Annotated in this window: 25 protein-coding genes; 16 read left to right on the plus strand and 9 right to left on the minus strand. The window is 63.8% G+C overall.

Features of this window, described 5'->3' with window-relative positions:
• Window positions 1–190 precede the first annotated feature (190 nt).
• Window positions 191–1,516: an outer membrane channel protein TolC gene (gene tolC / locus E5E96_RS04315; RefSeq protein WP_024944694.1), complete on the plus strand. Its 1,326-nt coding sequence runs from the start codon at window positions 191–193 to the stop codon at window positions 1,514–1,516.
• Between the two features lie 103 nt (window positions 1,517–1,619).
• Here tolC and hldE read toward each other — a convergent pair whose 3' ends face one another.
• The gene (gene hldE / locus E5E96_RS04320; RefSeq protein ID WP_043164541.1) at window positions 1,620–3,047 is read right to left on the minus strand and encodes a bifunctional D-glycero-beta-D-manno-heptose-7-phosphate kinase/D-glycero-beta-D-manno-heptose 1-phosphate adenylyltransferase HldE; all 1,428 of its coding nucleotides are present in this window, start codon (window positions 3,045–3,047) and stop codon (window positions 1,620–1,622) included.
• A 305-nt stretch (window positions 3,048–3,352) separates the two neighbouring features.
• Here hldE and lpxL point away from each other — a divergent pair, with 305 nt between their 5' ends.
• Both lpxL and E5E96_RS04330 read left to right on the plus strand, forming a co-directional pair.
• Window positions 3,353–4,276: an LpxL/LpxP family Kdo(2)-lipid IV(A) lauroyl/palmitoleoyl acyltransferase gene (gene lpxL / locus E5E96_RS04325; protein WP_124252084.1), complete on the plus strand. Its 924-nt coding sequence runs from the start codon at window positions 3,353–3,355 to the stop codon at window positions 4,274–4,276.
• 152 nt (window positions 4,277–4,428) lie between these two features.
• Window positions 4,429–4,896 carry an energy transducer TonB gene (locus E5E96_RS04330; protein WP_102987919.1) on the plus strand — a complete coding sequence of 156 codons (468 nt, stop codon included), beginning with the start codon at window positions 4,429–4,431 and terminating at the stop codon, window positions 4,894–4,896.
• A 106-nt stretch (window positions 4,897–5,002) separates the two neighbouring features.
• Here E5E96_RS04330 and E5E96_RS04335 read toward each other — a convergent pair whose 3' ends face one another.
• On the minus strand, window positions 5,003–5,962 hold the full coding sequence (locus tag E5E96_RS04335) for an inorganic triphosphatase (RefSeq protein ID WP_171281627.1): 960 nt from the start codon (window positions 5,960–5,962) through the stop codon (window positions 5,003–5,005).
• A gap of 169 nt (window positions 5,963–6,131) precedes the next feature.
• Here E5E96_RS04335 and E5E96_RS04340 point away from each other — a divergent pair, with 169 nt between their 5' ends.
• The 3 genes from E5E96_RS04340 (at window position 6,132) to ybaK (ending at window position 8,709) form a co-directional block, all read left to right on the plus strand.
• A complete protein-coding gene (locus tag E5E96_RS04340; RefSeq protein ID WP_005305357.1) occupies window positions 6,132–6,812 on the plus strand; it encodes a TIGR00153 family protein in 681 nt (226 codons plus the stop codon).
• A 23-nt stretch (window positions 6,813–6,835) separates the two neighbouring features.
• A complete protein-coding gene (locus E5E96_RS04345) occupies window positions 6,836–8,101 on the plus strand; it encodes an inorganic phosphate transporter (protein ID WP_016352095.1) in 1,266 nt (421 codons plus the stop codon).
• 146 nt (window positions 8,102–8,247) lie between these two features.
• Complete coding sequence (ybaK, locus tag E5E96_RS04350; protein WP_101614315.1) at window positions 8,248–8,709, plus strand: Cys-tRNA(Pro) deacylase; 462 nt, start codon at window positions 8,248–8,250, stop codon at window positions 8,707–8,709.
• 48 nt (window positions 8,710–8,757) lie between these two features.
• Here ybaK and E5E96_RS04355 read toward each other — a convergent pair whose 3' ends face one another.
• The 4 genes from E5E96_RS04355 to E5E96_RS04370 form a co-directional block, all read right to left on the minus strand.
• Window positions 8,758–10,020, minus strand: coding sequence for a DUF1479 domain-containing protein (locus tag E5E96_RS04355; RefSeq protein WP_171281628.1), 1,263 nt, complete (start codon window positions 10,018–10,020; stop codon window positions 8,758–8,760).
• A gap of 222 nt (window positions 10,021–10,242) precedes the next feature.
• On the minus strand, window positions 10,243–10,965 hold the full coding sequence (locus tag E5E96_RS04360; protein WP_171281629.1) for a GNAT family N-acetyltransferase: 723 nt from the start codon (window positions 10,963–10,965) through the stop codon (window positions 10,243–10,245).
• Complete coding sequence (locus E5E96_RS04365) at window positions 10,955–11,392, minus strand: rhodanese-like domain-containing protein (RefSeq protein ID WP_171281630.1); 438 nt, start codon at window positions 11,390–11,392, stop codon at window positions 10,955–10,957. Before E5E96_RS04365 ends, E5E96_RS04360 begins: the two co-directional genes overlap by 11 nt.
• Before the next feature lie 17 nt (window positions 11,393–11,409).
• Window positions 11,410–11,877, minus strand: coding sequence for an OsmC family protein (locus E5E96_RS04370; RefSeq protein WP_045788948.1), 468 nt, complete (start codon window positions 11,875–11,877; stop codon window positions 11,410–11,412).
• A 128-nt stretch (window positions 11,878–12,005) separates the two neighbouring features.
• Between E5E96_RS04370 and E5E96_RS04375 the strand changes: the two genes are divergently transcribed.
• Entirely contained in the window at window positions 12,006–13,433 is a 1,428-nt protein-coding gene (locus E5E96_RS04375) for a PLP-dependent aminotransferase family protein (protein ID WP_171281631.1), read from the plus strand.
• A 15-nt stretch (window positions 13,434–13,448) separates the two neighbouring features.
• On the opposite strand, the gene E5E96_RS04380 is transcribed toward E5E96_RS04375, so the two are convergent.
• Window positions 13,449–14,342, minus strand: a complete 894-nt coding sequence (locus E5E96_RS04380) for a LysR family transcriptional regulator (RefSeq protein WP_171281632.1) — start codon at window positions 14,340–14,342, stop codon at window positions 13,449–13,451.
• 127 nt (window positions 14,343–14,469) lie between these two features.
• Between E5E96_RS04380 and E5E96_RS04385 the strand changes: the two genes are divergently transcribed.
• The 4 genes from E5E96_RS04385 (at window position 14,470) to E5E96_RS04400 (ending at window position 17,519) form a co-directional block, all read left to right on the plus strand.
• Window positions 14,470–14,871 (plus strand): CidA/LrgA family protein, encoded by a 402-nt coding sequence (locus E5E96_RS04385; protein ID WP_011707491.1) that lies wholly within the window; start codon window positions 14,470–14,472, stop codon window positions 14,869–14,871.
• Window positions 14,864–15,553 carry an LrgB family protein gene (locus E5E96_RS04390; RefSeq protein WP_011707492.1) on the plus strand — a complete coding sequence of 230 codons (690 nt, stop codon included), beginning with the start codon at window positions 14,864–14,866 and terminating at the stop codon, window positions 15,551–15,553. Before E5E96_RS04385 ends, E5E96_RS04390 begins: the two co-directional genes overlap by 8 nt.
• A gap of 96 nt (window positions 15,554–15,649) precedes the next feature.
• The gene (locus E5E96_RS04395; RefSeq protein WP_171279795.1) at window positions 15,650–16,564 is read left to right on the plus strand and encodes a hypothetical protein; all 915 of its coding nucleotides are present in this window, start codon (window positions 15,650–15,652) and stop codon (window positions 16,562–16,564) included.
• A 76-nt stretch (window positions 16,565–16,640) separates the two neighbouring features.
• On the plus strand, window positions 16,641–17,519 hold the full coding sequence (locus tag E5E96_RS04400) for a hypothetical protein (protein ID WP_171283201.1): 879 nt from the start codon (window positions 16,641–16,643) through the stop codon (window positions 17,517–17,519).
• An 82-nt stretch (window positions 17,520–17,601) separates the two neighbouring features.
• Here the strand turns inward: E5E96_RS04400 and E5E96_RS04405 are convergent, their stop codons facing one another.
• Window positions 17,602–18,840 (minus strand): multifunctional CCA addition/repair protein, encoded by a 1,239-nt coding sequence (locus E5E96_RS04405; RefSeq protein ID WP_113996001.1) that lies wholly within the window; start codon window positions 18,838–18,840, stop codon window positions 17,602–17,604.
• A gap of 271 nt (window positions 18,841–19,111) precedes the next feature.
• Between E5E96_RS04405 and exeA the strand changes: the two genes are divergently transcribed.
• The 5 genes from exeA (at window position 19,112) to mltC (ending at window position 24,168) form a co-directional block, all read left to right on the plus strand.
• Window positions 19,112–20,758: a type II secretion system protein ExeA gene (gene exeA / locus E5E96_RS04410; RefSeq protein WP_164927751.1), complete on the plus strand. Its 1,647-nt coding sequence runs from the start codon at window positions 19,112–19,114 to the stop codon at window positions 20,756–20,758.
• Window positions 20,758–21,438, plus strand: a complete 681-nt coding sequence (gene exeB, locus E5E96_RS04415) for a GspB family T2SS assembly factor variant ExeB (RefSeq protein ID WP_171281633.1) — start codon at window positions 20,758–20,760, stop codon at window positions 21,436–21,438. The genes exeA and exeB overlap by 1 nt, the downstream gene beginning before the upstream one ends.
• A gap of 197 nt (window positions 21,439–21,635) precedes the next feature.
• A complete protein-coding gene (gene mutY / locus E5E96_RS04420) occupies window positions 21,636–22,697 on the plus strand; it encodes an A/G-specific adenine glycosylase (protein ID WP_171281634.1) in 1,062 nt (353 codons plus the stop codon).
• An 8-nt stretch (window positions 22,698–22,705) separates the two neighbouring features.
• Window positions 22,706–22,978, plus strand: a complete 273-nt coding sequence (locus tag E5E96_RS04425; protein WP_005305420.1) for an oxidative damage protection protein — start codon at window positions 22,706–22,708, stop codon at window positions 22,976–22,978.
• Window positions 22,979–23,067: 89 nt separating this feature from the next.
• Window positions 23,068–24,168 carry a membrane-bound lytic murein transglycosylase MltC gene (gene mltC / locus E5E96_RS04430; RefSeq protein WP_005305423.1) on the plus strand — a complete coding sequence of 367 codons (1,101 nt, stop codon included), beginning with the start codon at window positions 23,068–23,070 and terminating at the stop codon, window positions 24,166–24,168.
• 68 nt (window positions 24,169–24,236) lie between these two features.
• On the opposite strand, the gene E5E96_RS04435 is transcribed toward mltC, so the two are convergent.
• Window positions 24,237–24,617, minus strand: a complete 381-nt coding sequence (locus E5E96_RS04435; RefSeq protein WP_011707500.1) for a YgiW/YdeI family stress tolerance OB fold protein — start codon at window positions 24,615–24,617, stop codon at window positions 24,237–24,239.
• Window positions 24,618–24,719: the final 102 nt, after the last annotated feature.

The raw sequence follows: 24,719 nt of genomic DNA on the forward strand, positions 1-24,719 counted from the left end.
GGACATTTGGCTAGGCACGAGGGGGAGAAAACTCACCCTCGTTCTTGACGTTCCTGTCGCTGGAAAAGAGACAGTTATCATAAAATTTTGCTTATAGTAGAGTGATTAAGCTGCAATCAAGCTTGGTCGGTGACAATATTTGCCCTCTCCAGCAACCAGTTTGGGTTACTACATAAGGTTAAATCGATCTATGAAAAGAACACTTTTGTCCGTCATGGTGTTGCTGGGCGTCAGTGCCGGTGCCCATGCCGAAAACCTGCTCGACATCTACCAGCAAGCCCAGATCAAAGACCCGCAGTTGCTGCAGTCCAAAGCCGTTCGCGATCAGGCCTTCGAGAAGATCAACGAAACCCGCGCCCCTCTGCTGCCTCAGATCGATCTGGGTGCCGGACTCAATTATCTGAAAAACAAGAACGATACCCAGAGCAACAACAACGCCAAGGGTGAAGTGACGCTGTCGCAGTCCCTCTATCGTCGCAGTAACTGGGTCAATCTGGATATCAGCGAGAAGCAGGCCACCCAGTCTGATGTCGCCTACAACCTCGAGATCCAGAGCCTGATGCTGCGTACTGCCCAGGCCTATTTCAACGTGCTCAAGGCGATGGACACCCTGGAGTTCGTGCGCGCCAACAAGGTTGCGGTAGAGCGTCAGCTGGAACAGACCCAGCAGCGTTTCGAAGTGGGTCTGACCGCCATCACCGACGTCCACGAAGCAGAGGCCTCTCGTGACCAGGCGCTGGCGGACGAGATCAACGCCGAGAACTCGCTGGACAACAGCTACGAGACCCTGCGCGAGCTGACCGGTATCGATCACCGTCAGCTGGACGTGCTCAACACCGATCGCTTCAGCCCTCAGAAGACCGCCTTCGGCTCCGACAAGTGGCTGGAGCTGGCGCTGGACAAGAACCTGCAACTGCACAGTGCCCGCATCGGCAAGGACATCGCCAAGGAGCAGATTGACCTGGCCAAGACCGGCCATGAGCCGACTCTGGATCTGGGTGCCGGACTGCAAACCAGCAATACCGATTACAAGCTTGATAGCATGCCGGGCGGCAATGACAATCAGGCCAACATCGGCTTGACCTTCAAGCTGCCGCTCTACAGCGGTGGCGCCACTAGCTCCAAAGTGAAACAGGCTCAGTACAACTACGTGGCGGCCAGCGAACTGCTGGAGAAGAACTTCCGCTCGGTGCAGAGCACGGTGCGCTCCTCCTACAACAACGTGAACGCCAGCATCGGCTCGGTACGCGCCTACAGCCAGTCCGTCATCTCCGCCGACAGCGCCCTCAAGGCGACCGAAGCGGGCTACGAGGTCGGCACCCGTACCATCGTTGACGTGCTGGACTCCACCCGCAAGCTGTACGAGGCCAAGCAGAAGCTCTCCGAAGCCCGTTACAACTACATCCTCAATATCCTGAGCCTGAAACAGGCTGCCGGTGTGCTGGAAGCGCAGGATCTGGTGGAAGTAAACCAGGGTCTGATGCCTGCCACTGCAAAAGCCAAGACCAAAGTCTGATAGTCGTTATCGGCAATGAAAAAGGCGACCATCAGGTCGCCTTTTTGTTATCCGGGTGTCGTCGCTTGCTGGCGATGGCCCCGGATAAACGGAGCCAGCAGTATTAGCCGCGTTCGCGGATGGTCTTGATGATGTCGCTGGTGGAGCAGCCATCCTCGAAGTTGAGGACCCGCACTTCGCCACCGTTGGCGGTCACCTCGGCATAGCCGGCAATCTCTTCCGGCTGGTAGTCGCCGCCCTTGACCAGCAGATCCGGCAACACCTCGGCGATCAGCCGTTGCGGGGTATCCTCGGAGAAGGGCACCACCCAGTCCACGGCACCCAGCGCGGCCAGCACGGCCATCCGGCGCTCGGTCGGATTGACCGGACGACCCGGCCCCTTGAGGCGACGCACCGACTCGTCGGTGTTGACCGCCACGATCAGGCGATCCCCCAGCTTGCCGGCATTGGCCAGGTAGGAGACATGACCGGCGTGCAGGATGTCGAAGCAGCCGTTGGTCATCACCACCTTCTCGCCACGCAGACGGGCGGCCTGCACGGCAATCTTGAGCTGGGCTTCGGACATGACGCCAAAGCCGGTCTCCTGCTCGGTGTAGAGGGCGTTGGCCAGCTCGACCGGGCTGACGGTGGAGGTCCCCAGCTTGCCGACCACGATACCGGCGGCGGTGTTGGCCAGGGCACAGGCTTCGTCCAGGCTCTTGCCGGCGGCCAGCGAGGTGGCCAGGGTGGAGATGACGGTATCACCGGCACCGGTCACGTCATACACCTCGTGGGCCTGGGCCGGCAGGTGCAGCTCAGGTTGGCCTTCACGGATCAGGGTCATGCCGTTCTCGGAACGAGTGACCAGCAGGGCCTCCAGCTCGAAGCGCTTGACCAGCTCCAGCCCCTTGGCAACCAGCTCCTCTTCACTCTTCACCTTGCCCACCACGGCCTCGAACTCGGACATGTTGGGGGTCAGCAGGGTGGCGCCGCGGTACTTCTCGAAATCGGTCCCCTTGGGATCGACCAGCACCGGGATGCCGGCAGCGCGGGCGCGCTGGATCATGCCGGGCACGTCGTTGAGGGCGCCCTTGCCGTAGTCGGAGAGGATCATCACATCGCTGTGCGGCAGCGCCTGCTCAACCTTGCCCATCAGCAGGGTGGAGTCCACATCGTGGAAGGCCTCTTCAAAGTCCAGACGCAGCAGCTGCTGGTTGCGCGACAGCACGCGCAGCTTGGTGATGGTCGGGTAGTCGGCCAGACGAACGAAGTCACAGGCGACCTTGACGCCGGCCATCTGGCCAGCCAGGGCATCGGCGGCCTCATCTTGACCGGTCAGACCCAGCAGCACGGCGTGGGCGCCCAGTGCGGCGGAGTTGAGCGCCACGTTGGCGGCGCCACCCGGGCGCTCCTCAATGTGTTCAACCTTGACCACGGGCACCGGTGCCTCGGGCGAGATCCGGCCGGTGGGGCCATGCCAATAACGGTCCAACATGACATCGCCAACGACCAGAACGCGGGCTTTTTCAAACTCGGGCAGGGTGATCTTCATCTGTATCGACTCTCAAAACCTGAAAAATCAGTCGCCGATTTTATCACACTCTTTTATTTGAGGGAGAAAAAGCAAACCTGCGGTTTCCATTTAAAGAAACCGGTAGTGACGATTCCCGTCACGCCAGTGAACCACCATCAGCCCCTCTGACCAGCACATAGCCATTCGCCCCCGACCCCGCTTTTCGGCTAGAATCCCCGCTTGCGAATAAAACGATCCGTTCAGGATCCCCACGTGCCTTTATCGCCTCCCCTTATTCGACCGGGCTTGCCCGGTGCATGGCGATTGCGAACAAGAGACTTTTCATGGCCCACGACAATGCTCCCCGCCTCGAACCCCGCCTGTTTCATCCTCGCTACTGGGCCAGCTGGTTCGGCCTCAGCCTGCTCTGGCTGCTGGTGCTGCTGCCCTGGCGCAGCCAGATGTGGCTGGGACGCCAGTTGGGTAGCCTGGCCCGCAAGCTGCTGAAATCCCGCGTCAAGATTGCCCGCCGCAATCTGGAACTGGCGATGCCCGAGCTGACTAAAGATGAGCGCGAGAAACTGCTCAAGCAGAATTTCGAGAGCGTGGGCTGCGCCATCTTCGAAGTCGGCATGGCCTGGTTCTGGCCGGATTGGCGGATGCGCAACCTGATGAAGGTAGAAGGGGAAGAGCACGTCATCACCGCCATGGAGAAGGGTCAGGGCATGCTGCTGCTCTCCTGCCATTTCCTCACGCTGGAACTCAACGCCCGCTGCTTCGGCCTGGTACGGCCCGGGGTCGGCGTCTACCGTCCCAACACCAACCCGGTGCTGGAGTACGCCCAGTACCACGGCCGCTGCGCCTCCAACAAATACCTAGTGGACCGGATGGACGTGAAGGGGATGATCAAGGCGCTGCGCAACGGCGATGCGCTCTGGTATGCGCCGGATCATGACTACGGCAGCCATGCCAGCGTGTTCGTGCCCTACTTCGCGGTGGAGCAGGCCGCCACCATCACCGGCACTGCCACCCTGGCGCGGGTGAAGAACACCGTCACCCTGCCCTGCTACAACATCCGCACCAGCGAGGGTTACACCCTGCATATCGGGGCGCCGCTCGCCGACTATCCGAGCGGTGACGACCTGGTCGATGCGACCCGCGCCAACCGCGAGATAGAAGCCGCCGTGCGCAAGGCGCCGGAGCAGTACATGTGGCTGCACCGCCGCTTCAAGACCAGACCCAACCCGGACGATGCGGGCTATTACTGAGTGGGAAAAAACCGAAAAAGCCGCCGAAAGGCGGTTTTTTCTGGCCTGTCGCCGGTAAAGGGTTTTCATTCGTGGCTGAATATTTTATTAATGGCCCTGCCGAGCGGCGGGCCCCTGCTCGCCAGCAATACCAATAACGAAGGGAAGCGAACATGAAAGCCACTCTTTTGCTGGGCGCCCTGTGCGCATTGACCGGCTGCAGCCAGCAGACCCACAGCGTCCATCTGACCTCCCTCCCCTTGAGCGATCTCAAGGACGTGAACGCCCAGTGGAGCCCGCTCACCCGGATGGAGTCCCGCTACCCCAAAGAGGCCATCCTGGCCGGGCAGACCGGTTGCAGCTCGCTCGAGTACGTGATCAATCCGGCGGGGCGGGCCGAACAGATCCGGGTACTGGACAGCAGCGACCCGCAGTTCAGCGACGCCGCCATCGCCGTGTTGCAGCAGTGGCAATGGCAGGCCACCCCCACCAACTCGCAGCACATTCCGGTAAAATCCCGTACCCGCTTCGAATTCTGCATCGAGCACAACGGCCAGCCCTGCGACACCAGCGAACTGGAACTGCGCTGCCAGGGGGAAGACGTGGTGCGCAGCACCGGACTGATCTACACCCAGGTCTGAATCAGCCACGCAGGCCTCCATTGTCAGCCCGCAGGCCCTGTCGACAGCTAAAGAAAAGGTGAGCCAGGCTCACCTTTTTGCATTGCAGGCGCTGCGGCGCAGCCCATCACTCTTGCCGGTGCAGCCAGGCGGCGATGGCCAGTTGCAGGTGCACATAGTCGGCCTGAAGGAACAGGGCCGGCAACGCCTGCTGCCAGTCGGCCTGTCCAGCTACCGAAGCCAGCCGCGGCCCGAGCCGGGTCAGGTCGTCGAGCCAGTCCGCTGCCAGCAACCTGTCGGCCGCCTCGGCAATCAGGTCCATGCCCAGGCGCAGCTGCTGCAACGCCAGCCCCTGCGCCTCGGCATCCGTCTGCTCAAGCCAGTACTGCTCGTGATGCTGCCAGTGCTGCAGGCCGAGGGCGATACGCTCGGCCGCACTCAGGTCGGTCAATGCAGGCAAGGCTTGCAGTGCCAGCCGCTTGCCGAGCCCCGCCAGCCGATAACCACGCTGGGCCTTGGACTGAGCCCCGAGCCGCAGACCGCCAAGCCCGGCCAGCTGTTCTGCCAAGCCGAACAGGGCGCTCGCCTCGCCGGATTTGAGCTCAAGCTCCAGCTCGTCGATGCGGCTCTTGCCAAGCACGCCGACGATCTCCCCCTGATCCCAGGCCAGCTCGATCTCGGCCCCCTCGAAGGCGATCAACCAGTGGCGGCGCAGGAAGTCGGTGCGAAACTGGGCCACCAGGGCGCCCTGGATTGCATCACGAACAAAAAGACTCGGCCAAATCTCGTCAGGAAAAGCGCCAAGCGCGGGCATATCGCCAGCGACCGGGGCATTGTATTCGGGTCTGGCATGCAATCCGCCCACCGCCTGACCCCGACATTTAATCGTCTGTTCGGCGAAATCATCGCTGCGACGGATCCGCAATCCCATCTCCAGGCGGCGCAAATCCAGCGCTGGCGTATCAAAATAGACATTGCCGAGCTCGGCTTGAGAATTGGATATAATTTCCAGTGAATTCAGAAGGTTGAAAAAAGGTTGTCGAATATCTCGGGAGACAAAAAACTTTATCTCGATCTCAGTTTGCATAGTCATTCCGGGCTGGCAGGCAACTTTGGGGGGCGTGATGCTAAGCGCGAGGATATAATGCCTGCGATACATCAGGATTAATTCACGGTTTTATTGATGGCGCAGTTCGGTTACCATGCGCCCCTCATAAAATCGTATCGAGTGTTTTTTCACCGACACAGGTTTGGCCATGCCAGTAAATACTATTTTGGGGCTTTTTGCCAAGTCCCCCATCAAGCCGCTGCAGAAGCATATCGTCAAGGTTCACCAGTGCTCCCAGCAGTTGGTTCCCTTCTTTGATGCCGTTGCCGAAGACCGTTGGGAAGATGCCGAGAAGATCCGGCAGCAGATTGCCCAGCTGGAAAAAGAAGCGGACATCCTCAAGCGTGAAATTCGGCTGAAGCTGCCTCGCGGCCTGTTCCTGCCGGTTGCCCGTACCGACCTGCTCGAACTGCTGACCCAGCAGGACAAGATTGCCAATCGTGCCAAGGATATTTCCGGCCGCATGCTTGGCCGTAAAATGGAATTCCCCTCCGAGATGCGTGCCGATTTCATGGCCTATCTCAAACGCTGTATCGATGCGACCGCCCAAGCCGAGAAAGCCATCGGAGAACTCGATGAGCTGCTCGAAACCGGCTTTAAAGGACGTGAAGTTGAAATGGTTGCCGAGATGATCCACCAGTTGGATCTTATCGAGGACGATACTGACACCATGCAGATCGGGCTGCGCCAACAGCTGCAAGCCGTTGAGCAGAAATACAATCCGATCGACGTTATGTTCCTCTACAAGATCCTCGAATGGGTAGGTGACCTGGCAGATCAGGCCGAGCGCGTTGGCGCCCGTCTGGAACTGATGCTGGCTCGTTCGTAATCGACTGACTGGGTAAACACTGAATGGACATTATCGCGAATTACGGCACCACCCTGGTGCTCGTGGCGGCCTTGTTCGGCTTTTTGATGGCCTGGGGTATTGGCGCGAATGACGTCGCCAACGCCATGGGCACGTCGGTCGGCACCAAATCCCTGACCATCCGTCAGGCCATCATCATCGCCATGATCTTCGAGTTTGCCGGTGCCTATCTGGCCGGCGGCGAAGTGACCGCTACCATCCGCAACGGCATCATCGACAGCAACGCCTTTGCCGATACCCCGGATCTGCTGGTGCTCGGCATGATAGCCTCCCTGCTGGCCGCGGGCGCCTGGTTGATCCTAGCCTCCTACTTCGGCTGGCCCGTCTCCACCACCCACTCCATCATAGGCGCCATCGTCGGTTTCGCCGTGGTGAGCATTGGCCCGGAAGCGGTACAGTGGAGCAAGTTCGGCGGCATCGTCGGCTCCTGGATCATCACCCCGGCCATCTCCGGCGTCATCGCCTACTTCATGTTCATCAGCGTGCAGAAGCTCATCTTCAACACCGATGATCCGCTGAACAACGCCAAGCGCTACGTGCCCTTCTACATGTTCCTGACCGCGCTGGTGATCTGCCTGGTGACCATCAAGAAGGGGCTGACCCACGTCGGTCTGCACCTGACCGACGGCGAGGGCATCCTGCTCTCCATCGCCATCTCCATCGCGGTGGCGTTTGCCGGCTGGCTCTACATTCGCGGCCAGCAGTACAACCCGCAGGATGACAGCAAGATGCACTTCGCCAACGTGGAGAAGGTGTTCGGCATCCTGATGATCATCACCGCCTGTGCCATGGCCTTTGCCCACGGCTCCAACGACGTGGCCAACGCCATCGGCCCGCTCTCCGCAGTCGCCTCCATCGTGGCGGCCGGCGGCGAGATCGGCGGCAGCTCCCACATCGCCTGGTGGATCCTGCCGCTCGGCGGCATCGGCATCGTCATCGGTCTGGCCACCATGGGCGAGAAGGTGATGGCCACCGTCGGTACCGGCATCACCCACCTGACCCCAAGCCGTGGCTTCGCCGCCCAGCTGGCTACCGCCGCCACCGTGGTGATCGCCTCCGGCACCGGTCTGCCCATCTCCACCACCCAGACCCTGGTCGGTGCGGTCATGGGCGTGGGTCTGGCGCGCGGCATCGCGGCGCTGAATCTGGGTGTGCTGCGCAACATCGTGGTCTCCTGGGTCATCACCCTGCCTGCTGGCGCCATCCTGGCCATCGCCATCTTCTACGTGCTGCAGATCTGCTTCTCCTGAGGCGTGCTGCAATGAAAAGCCCGGGTCATTGACCCGGGCTTTTTTATCTCGGCACGCTCATCCACCCCTTGGGGACGCGAGCAACTTGCATCACCCGCCCCACAGGCGCAGACTGTTTGGCCTTGTTTCGACTCAAGGCACCCATCATGACGCCAGCCATCAACCTGCTGAAGAAGCTCAAGATCCCCCACAAGCTCTACCCCTACGAGTGCGAAGCCCACGACGACTTCGGCAAGCATGCCGCTACCCAGCTCGGCCTGCCGGAGGCCCAGGTGTTCAAGACCCTGATCGCCCATCACGACAAGCAGGCGGTGGTGGCCATCGTCCCCTCGTCCGGCCTGTGCAGTCTCAAGCAGCTGGCCAAGGCCACCGGTCTCAAGAAGGTGGAGATGATGAAGCCGGCGGAGGCGGAGAAGCTGACCGGCTACAAGGTCGGCGGCATCAGCCCGCTGGCCCAGAAGAAGCTGCTGCCCACCGTGCTCGACGAGTCGGCCATGCAATTTGACGAGATCCTGGTGAGCGGTGGCAAGCGCGGCCTCTCGGTGGGGGTGGCGCCCGCTGACATGCTGCGCCTGATGAAGTGGATTGCCGCCCCCATCGGGGAATAGAAGCGTGAGCGGACCTGCCACGGCGCAGGCCCGCCCGGCCAGCCTCGTTTACGGGAGCATGCCCAGTGCGCGGCGGCCATGGTCGTTCAGATCGGCCAGGGTGAAGCGCCCCTGCCAGTCCGCCTCGTAATCCTCGCGGGGGAAGTCGCCAGGCGAAGCCCCCTGCTCCAGCGCTTGGCGCACCAGGCGCGCATAGGCCATGTTCTTCTCGCAACGGGGCGCCGCCGGAATATACATGACGTTGCCCCACCCCTGCTGCTGCTCCACCGGCGCCACGCCGTGGATCAGATCGCAGTGCCACCAGACCGAATCCCCTGCCGTCACCGCCGGAATCGAGCTCATCGCCCGCAGCAACAGCGGATGCCAGGTCTCGGAGATCGGCAGCACCTTGCCCGGTGCGACACCGCACAACTCATCCTCCGGCACGTCCGGCTGCAGCGGTCGCAGCAGCACGTAGGCCATCGCCTCGGGGATCGGCACCACGTGCAGCAATCCCTGCCCCGGCAACATGTCGGAGAGCGCCGTCCACCCCTGGAAGGTACGAAATACCGAGCACTTGGTGGTGTTCTCCACACTGTACTCCTCGACCTCGGTGCGATGGGCCGCATCCCAGGGATCGTAGGCGGCTATCTCCCCCCGAAAAATCGACGCAAACACCTGCTGGTAGGCCGGCAGCAACCAGCGTTCAAGGGCCCCCGAGTCGGTATGGGCACCCAGCCCGCGAGAACAGGTACCGGGCGGACGGCGGCGAATGCGATCGGGATAGATAATGCTCACGTCCGGGTCGAACCAGGGTGTCCCATCCGGCCGCTCGAACTGCCACAGGCGGTTCAGGAACGACTGCACGGTCGCCATCTCGTCGCTCTGGCGCGCCTCCATCTGGGCCCGTGACCAGTAGATGGGATAGATCTCGGGGCGCGACGCGGCAAGGGAGCCGAAAAAACTGTCGCCGGGACCGCGATACAGCTCATCAAAACGGTTGAGATCCAGGTAGTCGAGCATGTCGCGATCCCAGGCCAGCGCCCGTTCGCGAGCAAAGTGCCCGCGGATCACCAGGCAGCCGCGCCGCCGTATGGCTGCACGCTCGGCCTCGCCCACCTGGCCCGCCGCCAGCGCTCGGTAATCCAGCTCTGGCCACACCGGCTCACCACGGGCTCGCAGCGCTTCCACCTCGGCCACCCGCGCCTCGATGCGGCGGCTGACCTCGGCAAAGACGGCCTCCACGTCGCCGAGTTGTGCGCGCAGGGCTTGTTTCATCTGACGGATGGCCGCCTTGTGATCGGCGGGCAACTGGGTATGAGTGACGCTCATCTTGCCTCCTGGATAATGGGTGAAAGTCAGCAAACAACCTTCGTTCGAAATAATATTTAATTTCAAAAACAAGATACATTAAAAAAATGTTAATACAATCCTCGCCGCACCCGGGTGGTGAAGGCGCAGCGAGAAGCAGTGCAGAGAGAGAAGCGAAGGGAGAGCAGCAGCGAGCAGACAAGACGGCAAAAACAACAGGGCGGCCATGGCCGCCCTGTTTATTCAAGCACCGCGCATGGCGGCCGTGAGGGTCGAGAGGCGCAGGCGCTGGTGCCCCTGCGCATCGAAGTTGTCAGGCGCCAGCCAGCGCGCAAAGCAAGCCTGCAGCGCTGGCCACTCACTGTCGATCACCGAGAACCAGGCGGTATCGCGTGTGCGCCCCTTGTCCACCCGGCTCTGGCGAAAGGTCCCCTCGTAGCGGAAACCAAGGCGCAGCGCCGCCTGCCAGGAGGGCTTGTTGAAGGCATTGCACTTCCATTCGTAACGCCGATAGCCGAGGGCAAAAGCATTGGCCATCATCAGCGCCATGGCCGCCGTCGCCAGCCGCGAGCGCTGCAAGGCAGGGGAAAAGTGCAGCCAGCCCACCTCGATGTTGCCGGCCAGGGGGTCGATGCGCAGGTAGCTCGCCAGCCCGAGCGGCTGTTCGCCATCCTCGTCGAAGATGGTGTAGAACTGGGGATCTTGCTTGGCGGCGCACTCTCGCAGCCAGACCAGCATGTCAGCCTCTGTTGCGTAAGGGCCTGTGGTCAGGTAGGTCCACATGGCCCCGCTGTCGGCGCTGAAGGCCTGCCACAGGCCGGGGCCGTGACGCTCAGGATCCAGCGGCTCCAGCCGGCAACCCCAGCCGTTGAGGGGGCGACGGGGCGGGAACTCGGCGCCCCGCCAATCGGGCAGCGGCGCACCGACCGGCTGGCCGAACTCGTTCAGATGGATATCAGCAGCCACAGGCAATCCCTCCCGTTTGCAGCACCCCCGCTTCGCTACCGGTGGCGACGGCAAAGCCGTCCTGCCGCCACCAGTGCAGCCCGCCGATCAGCTCCTTGACCTGAAAACCGAGCGCCGCCAGCTTGCAGGCACCCCGGGTCGAGCCGTTGCAGCCGATGCCGTCGCAATAGCAGACATAGACCTTGTCCCGCGCCAGCGCGGCCGTGGTGGCCGGGGTCATGGTAGCGTGGGGAAAGCTGATGGCGCCGGGGATGTGTCCCTCGGCATAGTGACCGGCAGAGCGGGTGTCGATGACGACGATCCGCTCTTCGCCGGCCAGCAGATCGGCGGCCAGATCCGCCGGATCGGTGCGCAAGGCCAGCTGGGCCTCGAAGAAGAGGCGGGCTTGTTCGGCACTGGCCAACCCGCTGCTCAATACATGACTCATAGTGACGCTCCTTGTACTCAAACCCGGATCCGGGTGGTGATGTCGGTGGTGACCGAGTTGGCGATGAAACACTCCTCGTGTGCCTGGTGGTGCAACTGCTCCAGCGCGGCCAGCTCCGGCTGACGTTCACCGCCGAACTGCACCAGCGGCTGCAGGGTGACCCGGGTGATGGCCTGACGACCGCGGGCATTGGCTTCCATGATGCCCACCGCCTCGTCCCGGTAGCTCTCCACCAGATAGCCTGCCCTGGCCGCCAGCCAGAGGAAGGTGAGCATGTGGCAGCTGGAGATCGCTGCGACGAAGGCCTCTTCCGGGTCGACGTTCTCGGCCACCGACCAGGGCAGCGGCACCACGTGGGGAGACGAGGAGGCTGGCACCCTGACGCCGCCGTCGAACTCCCACCAGTGGGCCCGGCTGTAACCTTGATCGACGAAGGGCTCGCTGGCCCCGCGCTGCCAGCTGATGGTGGCGCTGTACTCCGACATGCAGACTCCTTTCATTGCCAATAGTTGTGAATCCCGAACCTTGAGCCTCAATGTAGCGACATAATGGCCTTGCCACGCCGACCAATTTTGCCAATATGAGCAGACCAATTAGCGCCCGGGAGATCCCCATGCCTGCCCTGCCCACCCTGTTTGCCACCCAGCAAGCCAGCGATCTGCCGCTGCACGAACAGCTGGTCCGCACCCTGCGCTCGGCCATGCTGGCCGGCCACCTGCCCCAGCACAGCCGGCTGCCCGCCAGCCGCATGCTGGCCGCCGATCTGGGGGTCTCCCGCAGCACGGTGGAGCTGGCCTACGGCCGGCTGGAGGCGGAGGGCTATCTGGTGCGCAAGGTGGGGGCCGGCAGCTTCGTGGCACTGGCCGCGGTCTCCCCGACTCCGCGCCCGCCCCAGTCGGCGGCCGGTCTGTCGCGCCGAGGTCAGGAGATGGCCGACAGCGGCGCCTGTCACGACGTGCCCGAGGTGGGCCGCTCCTTTGCCTCCAGCCAGCCGGATCCCCGCCTCTTCCCCCAGGCCCTGTGGGGCCGGTTGATGCAGCAGCAGTGGCGTCGGCACGCCGGTGACTGGATGAATTACGGGGAGCCGCAGGGGCTGGAGGCGCTGCGCGGCGCCATCAGCAGCTATCTGGTGCAATCGCGCGGCGTGGTGTGCGAGCCGGACCAGATCCTGATCCTCACCAGCTCCCAGCAGGGGATCCTGCTGGCGACCCAGCTGCTGATCGACGCCGGCGACACCGTCTGGGTGGAGGATCCCGGCTACCCCGGGGCCCGCACCGCCATGGAGAGTGCCGGCGCCCGGGTGCACCCGGTGCCGGTGGATGAAGAGGGGCTCAACCCGCAGGGGGCACACCCGGCGCCACGGCTCATCTACACCACGCCCGCCCACCAGTATCCACTCGGCGTGCCCATGAGCCTGCCGCGGCGGATGGCGCTGCTGGCCGAGGCCGAGCGGCACGGCGCCTGGATCCTGGAAGACGACTACGACGGCGAGTACCAGTACGATCAACGGCCGCTCCCCGCCCTGCAGGGGCTGGATGGTCAGGGACGGGTGCTCTACGTGGGCACCTTCAGCAAGGTGTTGTTCGGTTCGCTGCGCCTCGCCTATCTGGTGCTGCCCAGGCCGTTGATGGAGTCCTTCTGTCGGGCCAGGGCCGCGGTCGACGGCCACAGCAACCAGCTGCTGCAGGCGGTCACCGCCGACTTCATCCGCGCCGGCCACTTCGCCACCCACCTGCGCCAGAGCCGGCTGGTCTACCAGAGCCGCCGCGACCTGCTGCTGGCCGAGCTGGCCAGCCACTGCCCCGCCCTCACCCCCATCCACAGCGGGGCCGGCCTGCAGTGCGCCGTGCTGCTGCCCCCCGGCGGCGAGGCGCGCTGGACAGAGGCCGCCAACGCACAGGGGCTGGGGCTGCGCCCCCTCGGCCAGTTCTACCTGGGCCCACCGACGCAGGAGGGGTGGCTGCTCGGCTTTGCCTCCCTCGACAACCAGGCCCTGCGCCGTCTCTGCCGCCAGCTGGGCAGCCTGCTGGCCACCCGCTGAAGAGAGCCCATCTGCTCAGCCTTGAGAACCGGTTTGCCCCTGCTCGCGGCAGAGCGCCAGCCAGGCCTCGGCGGTGCGGGAAAGGTAGCGCTCGCTCGGCCAGATCACCCCGAGCCGCCAGCTCAGCTCGGGCACCAGCGGTCGCAGCACCAGCCCGTCCGGCGCCAGCCGCCGACAGATGGGCTCGGGCAAAAAGGCGACCCCCATGCCGCTGCGCACCATGGCGGTGAGAAAGTCCCACTGACTGCTGCGCGCCGCCACCTGGGGCTCGAAGCCGGCCACTCGGCACGCCTGCTCCAGCCGCTCGCTCAGGGTGAAGGCCTGGGTGTAGAGCAAGAAGGGCTCGTCGCAGAGCGCCTCCAGCCGGATTTCAGAGCTATCGCGCCAGCGCGGCAGGTCGGGCAGCACCACCTGGATCGGGTACTGGTCCAGCTCCAGCGCACTGAGGGCGCCCCCCTCTCTGGTCGGCAGCATGGTGATGGCGAGATCCAGCTCCCCTTCCAGCACCGCCTGCTCGATGCGCCGGCCGCCGTACTCGACGATGGAGAGCTCGACCTTGGGGTAGCGGCTACGGTAGGCGCGGATCAGATCGGCATAGACGTGGCCCACCATGGGCGGAATGCCGAGCGCCAGCCGGCCGAATTGCAGGCTCTGCAGATCGGCGAGCTCCGCCTCCAGCTGCTGCATCTCGGCCAAGATGGTCTGGGCCCGGTTGAACAGCACCCGACCGCTGTCGGTCAGGGTGAAACGGCGTCCCGCACGGCTCAGCAGCGGCTGACCCAGCTCCTCCTCCATGTTGCGGATCATCTTGCTGATGGTGGGCTGGGTGACGAACAGTTTCTCGGAGGCGCGGGTGAAGCTCTGTTCCCGCACCAGTTCGACAAAGTAACGCAGGGCGCGGATGTCCATGGCTCTCTCCTGGCGGACGGCAAAACCTGATCATGCCTCTTTGGCATGATTTTGATAATTTAAATTCATTTTTTGCAGGTTTGGCCTCTCTCTATACTGTGAGCAAGTTCACAGAAAGACCTAGATCATGAAAGCCCTCTGCATTCGCTGGTTCCAGACCCCCTTCCAAATCGCCCTGCTGGCCGCCATCTGGTTGCTGGCGGATCTGGCGGTACGTACCTTCCACCTGCCGCTGCCAGCCAACCTCACCGGCATGCTGGCCCTGCTGGCCTTGATCCTGCTCGGCGTGGTCAAGACCCACTGGTTCAGCGCCGGCGCCCGCTGGTTGCTGGCCGAGATGCTGCTGTTCTTCGTGCCGGCGGTGGTGGCGGTGGTCAACTATCAGGATCTGCTGCTGCAGGAGGGGTGGCGCATCATGGTGGTGCTGCTGCTCAGCACCATACTGGTGCTCGGCACCACGGCGCTGGTGGTGGACCGGGTCTATCGCCTCGAGTTGAAACTGGCCCGCCGGAGTCGTCGTCATGTCTGATACCCTGCTCGGCCTGCTCTGCTTCGCCCTCACCCTGCTGTTCTACTACGCCAGCAAGTGGCTCTACGGCAAGAAACGCATCCTGCCCCTGATGCCGCTGCTGCTGGCCCCCACCCTGCTGGTGGCGGTGGTGATGCTGTTCCACATCCCCTATCAGGACTACATGGCCGAATCCCACTGGCTGCTGTGGCTGCTGGGGCCGGCCACCGTCGCCTTCGCGGTGCCGGTCTACGAGAACCGCCAGCTCATTCGCCGCCACTGGTTGTCGCTGTCGGTGGGAGTGGTCGCCTCGGTGGTGATGGCGGTGGGCAGTACCGTGCTGCTGGCCCGCTGGCTCGATCTCTCCGACATGCTGCAGCGCAGTCTGGCGATGCGCTCCATTACCACCCCGTTTGCGGTGGAGGCGACCCGCGCCATCGGCGGCCAGACCGATCTCACCGCCCTGTTCGTGGTGCTGACCGGCGTCATCGGCATGGCGGTCGGCGAAAGCGTGCTCACCCTGCTGGCCATTCGCAGCCGCCTTGGCAAGGGCGCCGGGTTTGGTGCCTCGGCCCACGGCGCCGGCACCGCCAAGGCCTATCAGATGGGTAATGAAGAGGGGGTGGTCTCCAGCATGGTGATGATGATCGCCGGCATGGTGACCGTGCTGCTGGCCCCCCTGCTCGGCCAACTGTTCTGGTAACCTGCGCGTCGGTAAAAGCCGCGTTTCCCGGGCCCAGGCCCCCAGCCTTGGCGCCACAGCCGCTACACTCAACTCAATGTGACAGCAGTGAGCGGTATGATGAACCACAGAGTGATGATCCTCGGGCTGCTGGCCGGCAGCCTGTTCTTCTCCCCCCTTCTGCCGGCCCTGGACATAGTGACCCACGTCAGCCCCGAGAGTGAGCGGGACCTGCGCACCCTCTACGGCCAGCAGCTGCTGCAACTGGCGCTGGAGAAGACCCGCGACAGCTTCGGCGACTACGAGCTGCGACCGGCCCCGCCTATGAGCCGAACCCGGCTGCGTCAGGTGCTGCAGTACAACCTCTACCCCAACCTGCTGGCCATCGACAGCTTCCCGCGCCCGGAGGGCAGCCACGATCTCGACTATGTCCGCTTTCCGGTGGATCTCGGCATCCTCGGCTATCGCATCTGCTTCGTCAGCCCCAAACAGCAGCAGGCCGTGGCCCGGGTGCGCACCCTGCACGAGTTGCAGCAGTTCAGCCATGGCCAGGGCCGCGGCTGGCAGGATGCCGAGATACTGCGCAGGGCCGGCTTCAAGGTGCAGGAGGTGGAGGGCTACGAGCGGCTGTTCAAGCTGGTGGTGCGCGGCCGGGTGGATCTGTTCTGCCGGGGGGCCAACGAGCTGCTGACCGAACTGGATACGCACCGGGATCTGGGGCAATTGACGGTCGACCAGCATCTGGCGCTCTACTACCCCTTCATCCACCTCTTCTACAGCCACAAGGACAACCAGCACGCCCTGCGCCGGGTTCGGGCCGGCCTGCAACTGGCCTGGCAGGACGGCTCCCTGCAGGCGCTCTGGCTCAAGACCTTCAAGCCGGCGCTGGATTTCGCCAGGCTGGACCAGCGGCTGCTGTTCAGGCTGGACAACCCCTTGCTGCAAGGGCTCGACTTCGATTACCAGCCCTACCTTTACGATCCCCTCACCCAGCGCTTCGGGCCCGGCGAGTCGGCCAGCGGCAAGCAGTGACCCTAGCGGCTCCCCGCTCGCCGCCGGGGAGAGCCACTACACTCAGAGGAGTCTCAGCCTTTCACAGGAGCTCATGATGCACTGGACCCCGCTGCTTGCCCTGCTGCTGGCCCTGCCCGTGCTGGCCAGCCCGACCCTGTTCACCTACATGAGTCCGGAGAGCGAGCACGATCCCAGAAGCACCTATGATCGCGAGCTGCTGCGCCTGGCGCTGGAGAAGACCCGCGCCAGCCATGGCGACTACAAGATGCAGGCCGCGCCCCCCATGACCCTGGCCCGGATGTGGGTCAGCCTGCGCTTCAATGACTACCCCAACCTGTTCGCCATGGACAGTTACCGCTCCGATCGGGACATGAGCGGCATCGACTACGTGCGCTTTCCCATCCACCTCGGCATCGTCAGCTACCGCATCTGCTTCGTCAGCCCCGAGCAGCAGAGCGCCGTCGCCGGAGTGACCAGTCTGGCGGGGCTCAAGCGCTTCGACATCGGTCAGGGCAAGGGCTGGCTCGACGTGCAGATCCTGCAGCGGGCCGGTTTCAAGGTGCTGGAGGTAGAGGGCTACGAGCAGCTGTTCAAGATGGTGGCGCGTGGCCGTTTCGCACTCTTCTGCCGCGGGATCAACGAGTTGCCCCAGGAGAAACTGAATCATAGGGATGTACCCGGGCTGGTGATGGATGAGAACGTGGCGCTCTACTATCCGCTGCCCAGGGTCTTCTTCACCCACAACAGCAACCAACAGGCCATCGCCCGGGTGCAACAGGGACTCAAGGCCGCCTGGCGCGACGGCTCCCTGCAGGCGCTCTGGCTGAAGACCTTCAAACCCTCCCTGAGCTTCGCCCACCTCCATACCCGCCGGCTGTTCCGGCTGGAGAATCCCTACATCGAGGGGATCGACTTCAACTATCAGGACTACTTCTACGACCCCGTACAGGGGCGTTTCGGCACAGGTGAATAGCCGCCTGCCGTGCAAGCGCAGCAATGAAAAAGCCCGGGTCAGTGACCCGGGCTTTTTTGTCCATGCTTCGTCTTCTGCCTCGTCAATCTTCGAGGAAGGTCCACTCGTCGCGCACCCGGCTGATGGCATCGAGCCGCCGCTTGGCCAGCTGCTCGCGAATAGCCTCCCCCTTGAACCCGGCCGCCACTATCTCCTTCACCGGCACGGCCTGGGCCGCCGCCAGCGCCTGCGCCACATAGTCGGGCTCGGCATAGACCCGCTCCTCGAAGCCGGTGCGGCCGTGAAAGTCGGCGCGGCAGGCGTCCAGCAGCTGGGCGAAGCGCTCCGGCCTGCGCCAGGCATCGGCCTTGTCGAACACCTTGAGCAGGGTCGCGGGCTTGAGCTCGAAGGCGATGTGGATATGGGTGTGCAGGTCGCTCACCAGCAGCGCCAGATCGCGGCACTCGTTCGGTACCCGGAACCGCTCGCAGAAATCGCGGATGAGCGGCAAGCCCTTCTGGCCGTGGCCGTGGTGACTCGGCCAGAACTCCGGCGGGGTCAGCCCCTTGCCAAAGTCGTGGCACAGCGCCGCGAAGCGCACCGCCAGCTCCGGCGAAAGCCGGCAGGCCTGTGCCAGTACCATCATGGTGTGGATGCCGGTATCGATCTCCGGGTGCCACTTGGCGGGGGCAGGCACCCCAAACAGGGCATCCAGCTCGGGGAACAGCGCCGCCAGGGCGCCGCACTCGCGCAGCACCTCGAAGAACACCTGCGGAGTCGGTCCCAGCAGCACCTTCTCCAGCTCCTTCCAGACCCGCTCCGGGGTCAGGTGAGCCAGCTCGCCGGCCTCGGTCATCTCGCGCATCAGCGCCAGCGTCTCGGCGGCCACCACGAAGCCCTGGGCGTGGAAGCGGGCAGCGAAGCGGGCCACCCGCAAAATGCGCAGCGGATCTTCGGCAAAGGCGGGGGAGACGTGGCGCAGCAGCCGTTGTTTCAGATCCTCGATGCCGCCATAGGGATCGTGCAGTTGCCCCGCCTCATCCTCGGCGATGGCGTTGACGGTGAGATCCCGGCGCAGCAGATCCTGCTCCAGCGTCACCTCCGGCGAGGCGTGGCAGACGAAGCCGGTATAACCGCGCCCCTGCTTGCGCTCGGTGCGGGCCAGTGCGTACTCCTGCTGGGTCTTGGGGTGCAGGAACACGGGAAAATCGCGGCCCACCTGGGTAAAGCCCAGCGCCAGCATCTGTTCCACGGTCGCCCCGACCACCAGGTGATCCCTGTCGCCCTGCGGCAATCCCAGCAGGCGATCCCGCACCGCGCCCCCAACCAGATAAGTCTGCAAGCTGTGTCTCCCTTGATAAACCTGTCCCGATTATACCGGTTTGGCCGGTGGAGACTATGGCTGCCCCCATCCCCCGTCGGCGGGGACGAGCCCATGACGGCCCCATGAGAGGCAAAACGCCCCTCGCCACCCACCTTGCCAGCCAACCCGGCAGCGCCCTTTCTCCCACCAGCAAATCAGGGTGCGCGCTGGCCCCCTTATGGCATCCGGGTCTTTGACATCCCTTTGGGGAGGCTTTAACCTGCCGCCCATAACAACGGAATGGATCCTTATGTACACACAGTTCTTCGGTCTGTCGGAGCACCCGTTCTCCATCTCGCCCAATCCCAAATACCTCTACATGAGTGAACGCCACGGGGAAGCCCTCGCCCACCTCAACTACGGGTTGCAGGATGGGGGCGGCTTCGTGCTGCTGACCGGGGAAGTGGGCACCGGCAAGACCACCGTCTCCCGCTGCCTGTTGCAGCAGTTGCCGGCCGAGACCGAGATTGCCTACATCCTCAATCCATCCCTGACCGAACGAGATCTGCTGGCGGCCATCTGCGACGAGTTCCAGCTGGCCTATGGCCAGGATGCCGGCCTCAAGCAGCTGTTCGACCTCATTCGCGATCACCTGCTGGCCAATCTGGCGGCAGGCAAGCGCAGCGTGGTGCTGGTGGACGAAGCCCAGCACCTGCTGCCCGGCGTGCTGGAACAGCTGCGCCTGCTCACCAACCTGGAGACCGACGAGAAGAAGCTGCTGCAGGTGGTGCTCATCGGCCAGCCCGAGCTGCAGCAGATGCTGCGCCAGCCCTTGCTGCGCCAGCTGGCCCAGCGCATCACCGCCCGCTACCACCTGCTGCCGCTCTCCTGCCAGGACGTGGACGCCTATGTCCGCTTTCGTCTGCAGGTGGCCGGTTGCGTGCAACCCATCTTCACCCCCAGAGCGATCCAGACCCTGCACCGCCTCTCTGGCGGCATTCCGCGCCTCATCAACCTCATCTGCGACCGCGCCCTGATCGCCGCCTTCGCCCGCGGCAGCCACAAGATAGTGCACGGTGACATCAGCCTGGCGGCCTTCGAGGTGAGCGGCATCCGTGACGAGGGCACCTGGCAGTCCGGCTTGATGGTGGCGCTGGTCGGCGCCTTGCTGGTGGCCACCGGCTGGTGGGGCTGGCAGTTCTTCGGTTTCTTCCCGACCCGCCCGGTGGTCACGGTGGAGGTGCCGGTCAAGGTGGACGACACCCCGGAGCAGCAGGAGCAGCTGACCCGCGCCATCAATCAGGCACTGGAACCGGACAGCGCCATGCAGAATCTCTACAAGGTGTGGGGCTACCAGACCGAGCTGGAAGAGGCGACCTGCGACAACGCGCCGCGCGCCGGCCTGCGCTGCCAGGAGGGCGAGGCCTCCCTGGCCGATCTGCAGGCCCTGCAGTATCCCGCCCTCGTCAGCCTGACCGACGAGACCGGCGGCACCTATTACGCCACCCTGGTCAACCTCGGGCCCGACAAGGCCAACCTGCTCATCGGCAACCAGAGCTGGCAGGTGGACAGGCAGTGGCTGAGCGATTACTGGGGCGGCAGCTACACCCTGCTGTGGCGCATGCCCAAGGGTGGCGTCACCCTGATCGGCAACAACGCCGGCCCCAGCCAGGTACAGTGGCTCGACAACGCCCTCAGCCGGGCCCTGCAGCAGCCGGATCGCAAGGTCCGCCGCTTCGATGCCGAGCTCAAGACCAAGCTGCAGCAGTTCCAGCGTGCCCAGGGGCTGAACCCGGACGGTATCGCCGGCAGCAACACCCTGCTGCGCCTCAACGTGATGGCTGGCGAACCCATGCCCAAGCTGGAAGACCCTGCCCAGCGGGCCAGCAAACCGGCCAGGCTGGATCCGGCAGAGGATGACGATGCCATCAACACACTGTCGGAGGAGGCTTCCTGATGTCCACCCTGCTCAAGGCGCTGCGGCGGGCCGACCAGCCCCAGTTCACCCCGCACATCCCGGCGATGGGGCTGCCGGTCAGCCAGAAAGAGGAACAACCCAGGCGCTGGATCTGGTGGCTGCTGGCCCCGCTGGCGCTGGTGATGGGGGCCACCGCCAACTACGGCTGGCACCTGCTCAACAACCGCCCCATCGAGAAGACGGTGGAGGTGAAAGAGGTGGTGACACCGCCCTTTGTGCGGGTCGAGCCCAAGCCGATGATCACCCGTCCGCTGCCACCGCCGCCGCCCGAACCCCTGGTCATCCCCAAAGCCGATGCCCAGCCCGCACCGGCGCCCGCCGACAGCAGCCAGGGGCTGGCCGAGCGCATCCTCAATGCCCTCAACAACACCCCGTTGCAGCAGAGCGCGCCACCACAGGTGCCAGCCGAACTGCAGGCCACGCCACTCAGCGCCCTGCCGCAGGCGCTCCGCCAGCAGGTGCCGCCGCTGGCCTACGGCGCCCACGTCTTCTCCTCCAACCCGGCCAACCGGGCCGTGACCCTGAACGGGCGCACCTACCGGGAAGGCAGCGAGGTCGCCCCCGGCGTCACCCTGCTCGCCATCGCCCAGGATTACATCATCCTGCAGGTGGGCGGCCAGAACGTCAGCCTCAAGGCGCTGCAGGACTGGCGCGGCTGAAGCGCGCCCCTGCCAGCCCGAGGCTGGCCATCATTTCAAGAGGGAGCCTGAGAGCTCCCCTTTTTAATCAATAACATGAGAACAACGTGAGCAATCCGAACAACACCACCTTCGCCAACCGGGCGTTGTACTGGTATCAGCGCCAAGACCGCTACACGTTAGTCAATTTAGTTTTAAATCAATAACATGAGCATAATGTGAACAACTCAGATAACGCGACCTTCGCCACCAGGATCCTGGACTGGTATCAGCTCCACGGCCGCAAGACCCTGCCCTGGCAACAGGAGAAGACACCCTACCGAGTCTGGGTCTCGGAAATCATGCTGCAGCAGACCCAGGTCGCTACGGTCATTCCCTACTACCAGCGCTTCATGGCCCGCTTTCCCGACGTGCTGGCACTGGCCGACGCCCCCATCGACGAGGTGCTGCACCACTGGACCGGGCTCGGCTATTACGCCCGTGCCCGCAACCTGCACAAGGCGGCCCAGCAGATCCGCGACCTCCATGGCGGCCTCTTCCCGGAGCGGCTGGAGGAGGTGATGGCGCTGCCGGGGATCGGCCGCTCCACCGCGGGCGCCGTGCTCTCCCTCTCCCTTGGCCAGCCCCACGCCATTCTGGATGGAAACGTGAAGCGGGTACTCACCCGCTGGCTGGCCCTGCCCGGCTGGCCCGGCCAGAAGCAGGTGGAGAACGATCTGTGGGAGCTGGCCACCCGCCTCACCCCCAAGCTCGGAGTAGCTCACTACAACCAGGCCATGATGGACATGGGCGCCACCGTCTGCACCCGCAGCAAGCCCGCTTGCGAGCGCTGCCCGGTGCGGGAGGATTGCCAGGGGCTGTCGCAGGGCAAGCCCACCGCCTACCCCAACAGCAAGCCCAAGAAGAGCATCCCGGCCCGTACCGGCATCATGCTGCTCATCCGCCACGGCGATCAGCTGCTGCTGGAGAAACGGCCACCGCAAGGGATCTGGGGCGGGCTCTACTGCTTCCCCCAGGTGGGGTCAGACGCCGAGGTGGCGGGGCTGTTGCAGCGGCTCGGCCTGACCGGCAGCGAACCCCGTGAACTGGCCGGTTTTCGCCATACTTTCAGCCACTTTCACCTCGATATCCGGCCCATGCTGATCGAAACCGACGCGCCGCCGGCCCCCCTGCTCATGGAAGCGGATAACCGACTCTGGTATAACTTACGCCATCCTGCAGAGGTGGGTCTGGCGGCCGCCACGGCCCGTCTGCTCGCCTATCCGGACTTACAACCATAGAGGTCAACATGAGCCGTACCGTATTTTGCCAGCGCCTGAAAAAAGAGGGCCCGGGTCTCGATTTCCAGCTCTACCCCGGTGAACTCGGCAAGCGCATTTTTGACAACATCAGCAAGGAAGCCTGGACCGAGTGGCAGAAGAAGCAGGTGATGCTGATCAACGAGAAGAAGTTGAACATGATGAACCTCGAGCATCGCCAGCTGCTGGAGAAAGAGATGGTGAACTACCTGTTCGAAGCGGGTGAAGTGGCCATCGACGGTTATACCCCGCCCAGCAAATAATCCGTGAACGGGGCCGGTACAGGCCGGCCCCGCCGACTCACGGCAACGACGGAAGTGACGGGCGGCCCGCCGCCCAGTTTGAGGACTTTATGGGCCGAATTTTCTGGCTGCTGTGCACCCTGCTGTTTCTCTCTGCCTGCTCATCCTCCCCCAAGCCCAATGGCAACGAGGATGACGATCTCGTCAACGGCAAGGACATCCGCGGTTTCGAACACATGATCAGCGCGCTCTCCCACAACGTGAACGAGATATGGGGGCGTGAGGCGCTGTTTGCGGGCAAGTTTGACTACGTCAAATACACGGATCAGTACAAGAGCCGGGCCCACATCGACTTCTCCAGCGGCCACATCATGGTCGAGACCGTCTCCGGCATCGACCCGCGCTCCCACCTGCGCCGCGCCATCATCGAGACCCTGCTCACCCCGGACGATCCGGCGGAAGTGGATCTTTACTCCGACGCCGAGATCCTGCCCGGCGGCGAGCCTTTCCTTTACGGCCAGGTGCTGGACAACCAGGGCCAGCCGATCCGCTTCGACTGGCGCGCCGAGCGCTATGCCGACTACCTGCTCAACACAGCGATGAAGAAGCGCACCCTCGGCATTCGCACCATCTTCTTCGTCGACATCCCCATGGTGGCCAACCACGAGGATCGACGGGGCTACAAGTACGCCAGCCTGATCCGGGAAGCCTCCCGCAAGTACGGGGTGGCCGAGAGCCTGATCTACGCGGTGATCAAGACCGAGAGCAGCTTCAACCCCTATGCGGTCAGCCATGCCAACGCCTACGGCCTGATGCAGGTGATCCCGGCCACCGCCGGGCGGGACGTCTATGTGCGGGTCAAGGGCAAGAGCGGCCAGCCGACCCGGGAGGATCTGTTCAACCCGGCCTACAACATCGACGTCGGGACCGCCTACCTGCACCTGCTGCAGACCGTCTATCTGGTGGATATCCAGGATCCGCGCTCGCGTCGCTACGCCGTCATCTCCGCCTACAACGGCGGCGCCGGCGGGGTGCTCAACACCTTCTCCAGCGACCGCAAGGCGGCGCCCGGCATGATCAACCAGCTCTCGCCCGAGGCGGTGTACCAGATCCTGACCGAGCAGCACCCCAAGGCGGAAGCCAGGCGCTATCTCTACAAGGTCAATCAGGCCGAGAAGGGATTCAAGCGCACGCTGGCCCGCACCGGCTGAGCAGACCAACAGCAAAAGGGCGCCTCCATGGAGGCGCCCTTGTTACGTCTGGCGTAGGGGGTCAAACCTTACTTGGCGATGAAACCGCCCTTGCTCTGCGGGGCAGCGCCCACCTTCTCCAGGCTCTCCACCTCCACTTCGGTCTTGTTCCAGCTGTGGTCCACCTCGCCACGGATGCGGATCAGATCGTCCGGGCCCACCTCGGTGCCGCGCCACACATCCTGATCCACTTCCACTTCCACCTCGCCACTGGCGTCGCGGAACATGTAGTTCTCGCCGCCCAGGTGCTTGACCAGCTTCCCTTCCAGGGTGGCCCAGCTGTCATCGGCCAGATCCTTCAACTGCGCGACGGACACCTTGTTCTGCTCCTGCGGGCCGGTATAGGCCGCCATGGCGAAAGAAGAGATGGACATCAGGGTCAACAGACCGATTACGCTTGCCTTGTTCATTTCATGCTCCTGTCATTGGGTACGGGAGCAGTGTGCCGGCCGGTGCGTGAAACAAACGTGAAGCCTCCCCATCTGGGGGACAGCGGTGTGACCGTAATCGAT

Origin of the sequence: Aeromonas sp. 1805 (assembly GCF_013085525.1) — a bacterium.
In the GTDB taxonomy this organism is placed as follows: Bacteria; Pseudomonadota; Gammaproteobacteria; order Enterobacterales; family Aeromonadaceae; genus Aeromonas; species Aeromonas hydrophila.

Coding starts and splice junctions, on each gene's coding strand:
- E5E96_RS04335 (WP_171281627.1), bottom strand. CDS start 5,962: ATGCAAACTGAGATCGAGATAAAGTTTTTTGTCTCCCGAGATATTCGA.
- E5E96_RS04365 (WP_171281630.1), bottom strand. CDS start 11,392: ATGAGTCATGTATTGAGCAGCGGGTTGGCCAGTGCCGAACAAGCCCGC.
- ybaK (WP_101614315.1), top strand. CDS start 8,248: ATGACGCCAGCCATCAACCTGCTGAAGAAGCTCAAGATCCCCCACAAG.
- lpxL (WP_124252084.1), top strand. CDS start 3,353: ATGGCCCACGACAATGCTCCCCGCCTCGAACCCCGCCTGTTTCATCCT.
- mltC (WP_005305423.1), top strand. CDS start 23,068: ATGGGCCGAATTTTCTGGCTGCTGTGCACCCTGCTGTTTCTCTCTGCC.
- tolC (WP_024944694.1), top strand. CDS start 191: ATGAAAAGAACACTTTTGTCCGTCATGGTGTTGCTGGGCGTCAGTGCC.
- E5E96_RS04425 (WP_005305420.1), top strand. CDS start 22,706: ATGAGCCGTACCGTATTTTGCCAGCGCCTGAAAAAAGAGGGCCCGGGT.
- E5E96_RS04390 (WP_011707492.1), top strand. CDS start 14,864: ATGTCTGATACCCTGCTCGGCCTGCTCTGCTTCGCCCTCACCCTGCTG.
- E5E96_RS04380 (WP_171281632.1), bottom strand. CDS start 14,342: ATGGACATCCGCGCCCTGCGTTACTTTGTCGAACTGGTGCGGGAACAG.
- E5E96_RS04395 (WP_171279795.1), top strand. CDS start 15,650: ATGATGAACCACAGAGTGATGATCCTCGGGCTGCTGGCCGGCAGCCTG.
- E5E96_RS04370 (WP_045788948.1), bottom strand. CDS start 11,877: ATGTCGGAGTACAGCGCCACCATCAGCTGGCAGCGCGGGGCCAGCGAG.
- hldE (WP_043164541.1), bottom strand. CDS start 3,047: ATGAAGATCACCCTGCCCGAGTTTGAAAAAGCCCGCGTTCTGGTCGTT.
- exeA (WP_164927751.1), top strand. CDS start 19,112: ATGTACACACAGTTCTTCGGTCTGTCGGAGCACCCGTTCTCCATCTCG.
- E5E96_RS04355 (WP_171281628.1), bottom strand. CDS start 10,020: ATGAGCGTCACTCATACCCAGTTGCCCGCCGATCACAAGGCGGCCATC.
- E5E96_RS04330 (WP_102987919.1), top strand. CDS start 4,429: ATGAAAGCCACTCTTTTGCTGGGCGCCCTGTGCGCATTGACCGGCTGC.
- E5E96_RS04345 (WP_016352095.1), top strand. CDS start 6,836: ATGGACATTATCGCGAATTACGGCACCACCCTGGTGCTCGTGGCGGCC.
- exeB (WP_171281633.1), top strand. CDS start 20,758: ATGTCCACCCTGCTCAAGGCGCTGCGGCGGGCCGACCAGCCCCAGTTC.
- E5E96_RS04340 (WP_005305357.1), top strand. CDS start 6,132: ATGCCAGTAAATACTATTTTGGGGCTTTTTGCCAAGTCCCCCATCAAG.
- E5E96_RS04375 (WP_171281631.1), top strand. CDS start 12,006: ATGCCTGCCCTGCCCACCCTGTTTGCCACCCAGCAAGCCAGCGATCTG.
- E5E96_RS04385 (WP_011707491.1), top strand. CDS start 14,470: ATGAAAGCCCTCTGCATTCGCTGGTTCCAGACCCCCTTCCAAATCGCC.
- E5E96_RS04435 (WP_011707500.1), bottom strand. CDS start 24,617: ATGAACAAGGCAAGCGTAATCGGTCTGTTGACCCTGATGTCCATCTCT.
- E5E96_RS04400 (WP_171283201.1), top strand. CDS start 16,641: ATGCACTGGACCCCGCTGCTTGCCCTGCTGCTGGCCCTGCCCGTGCTG.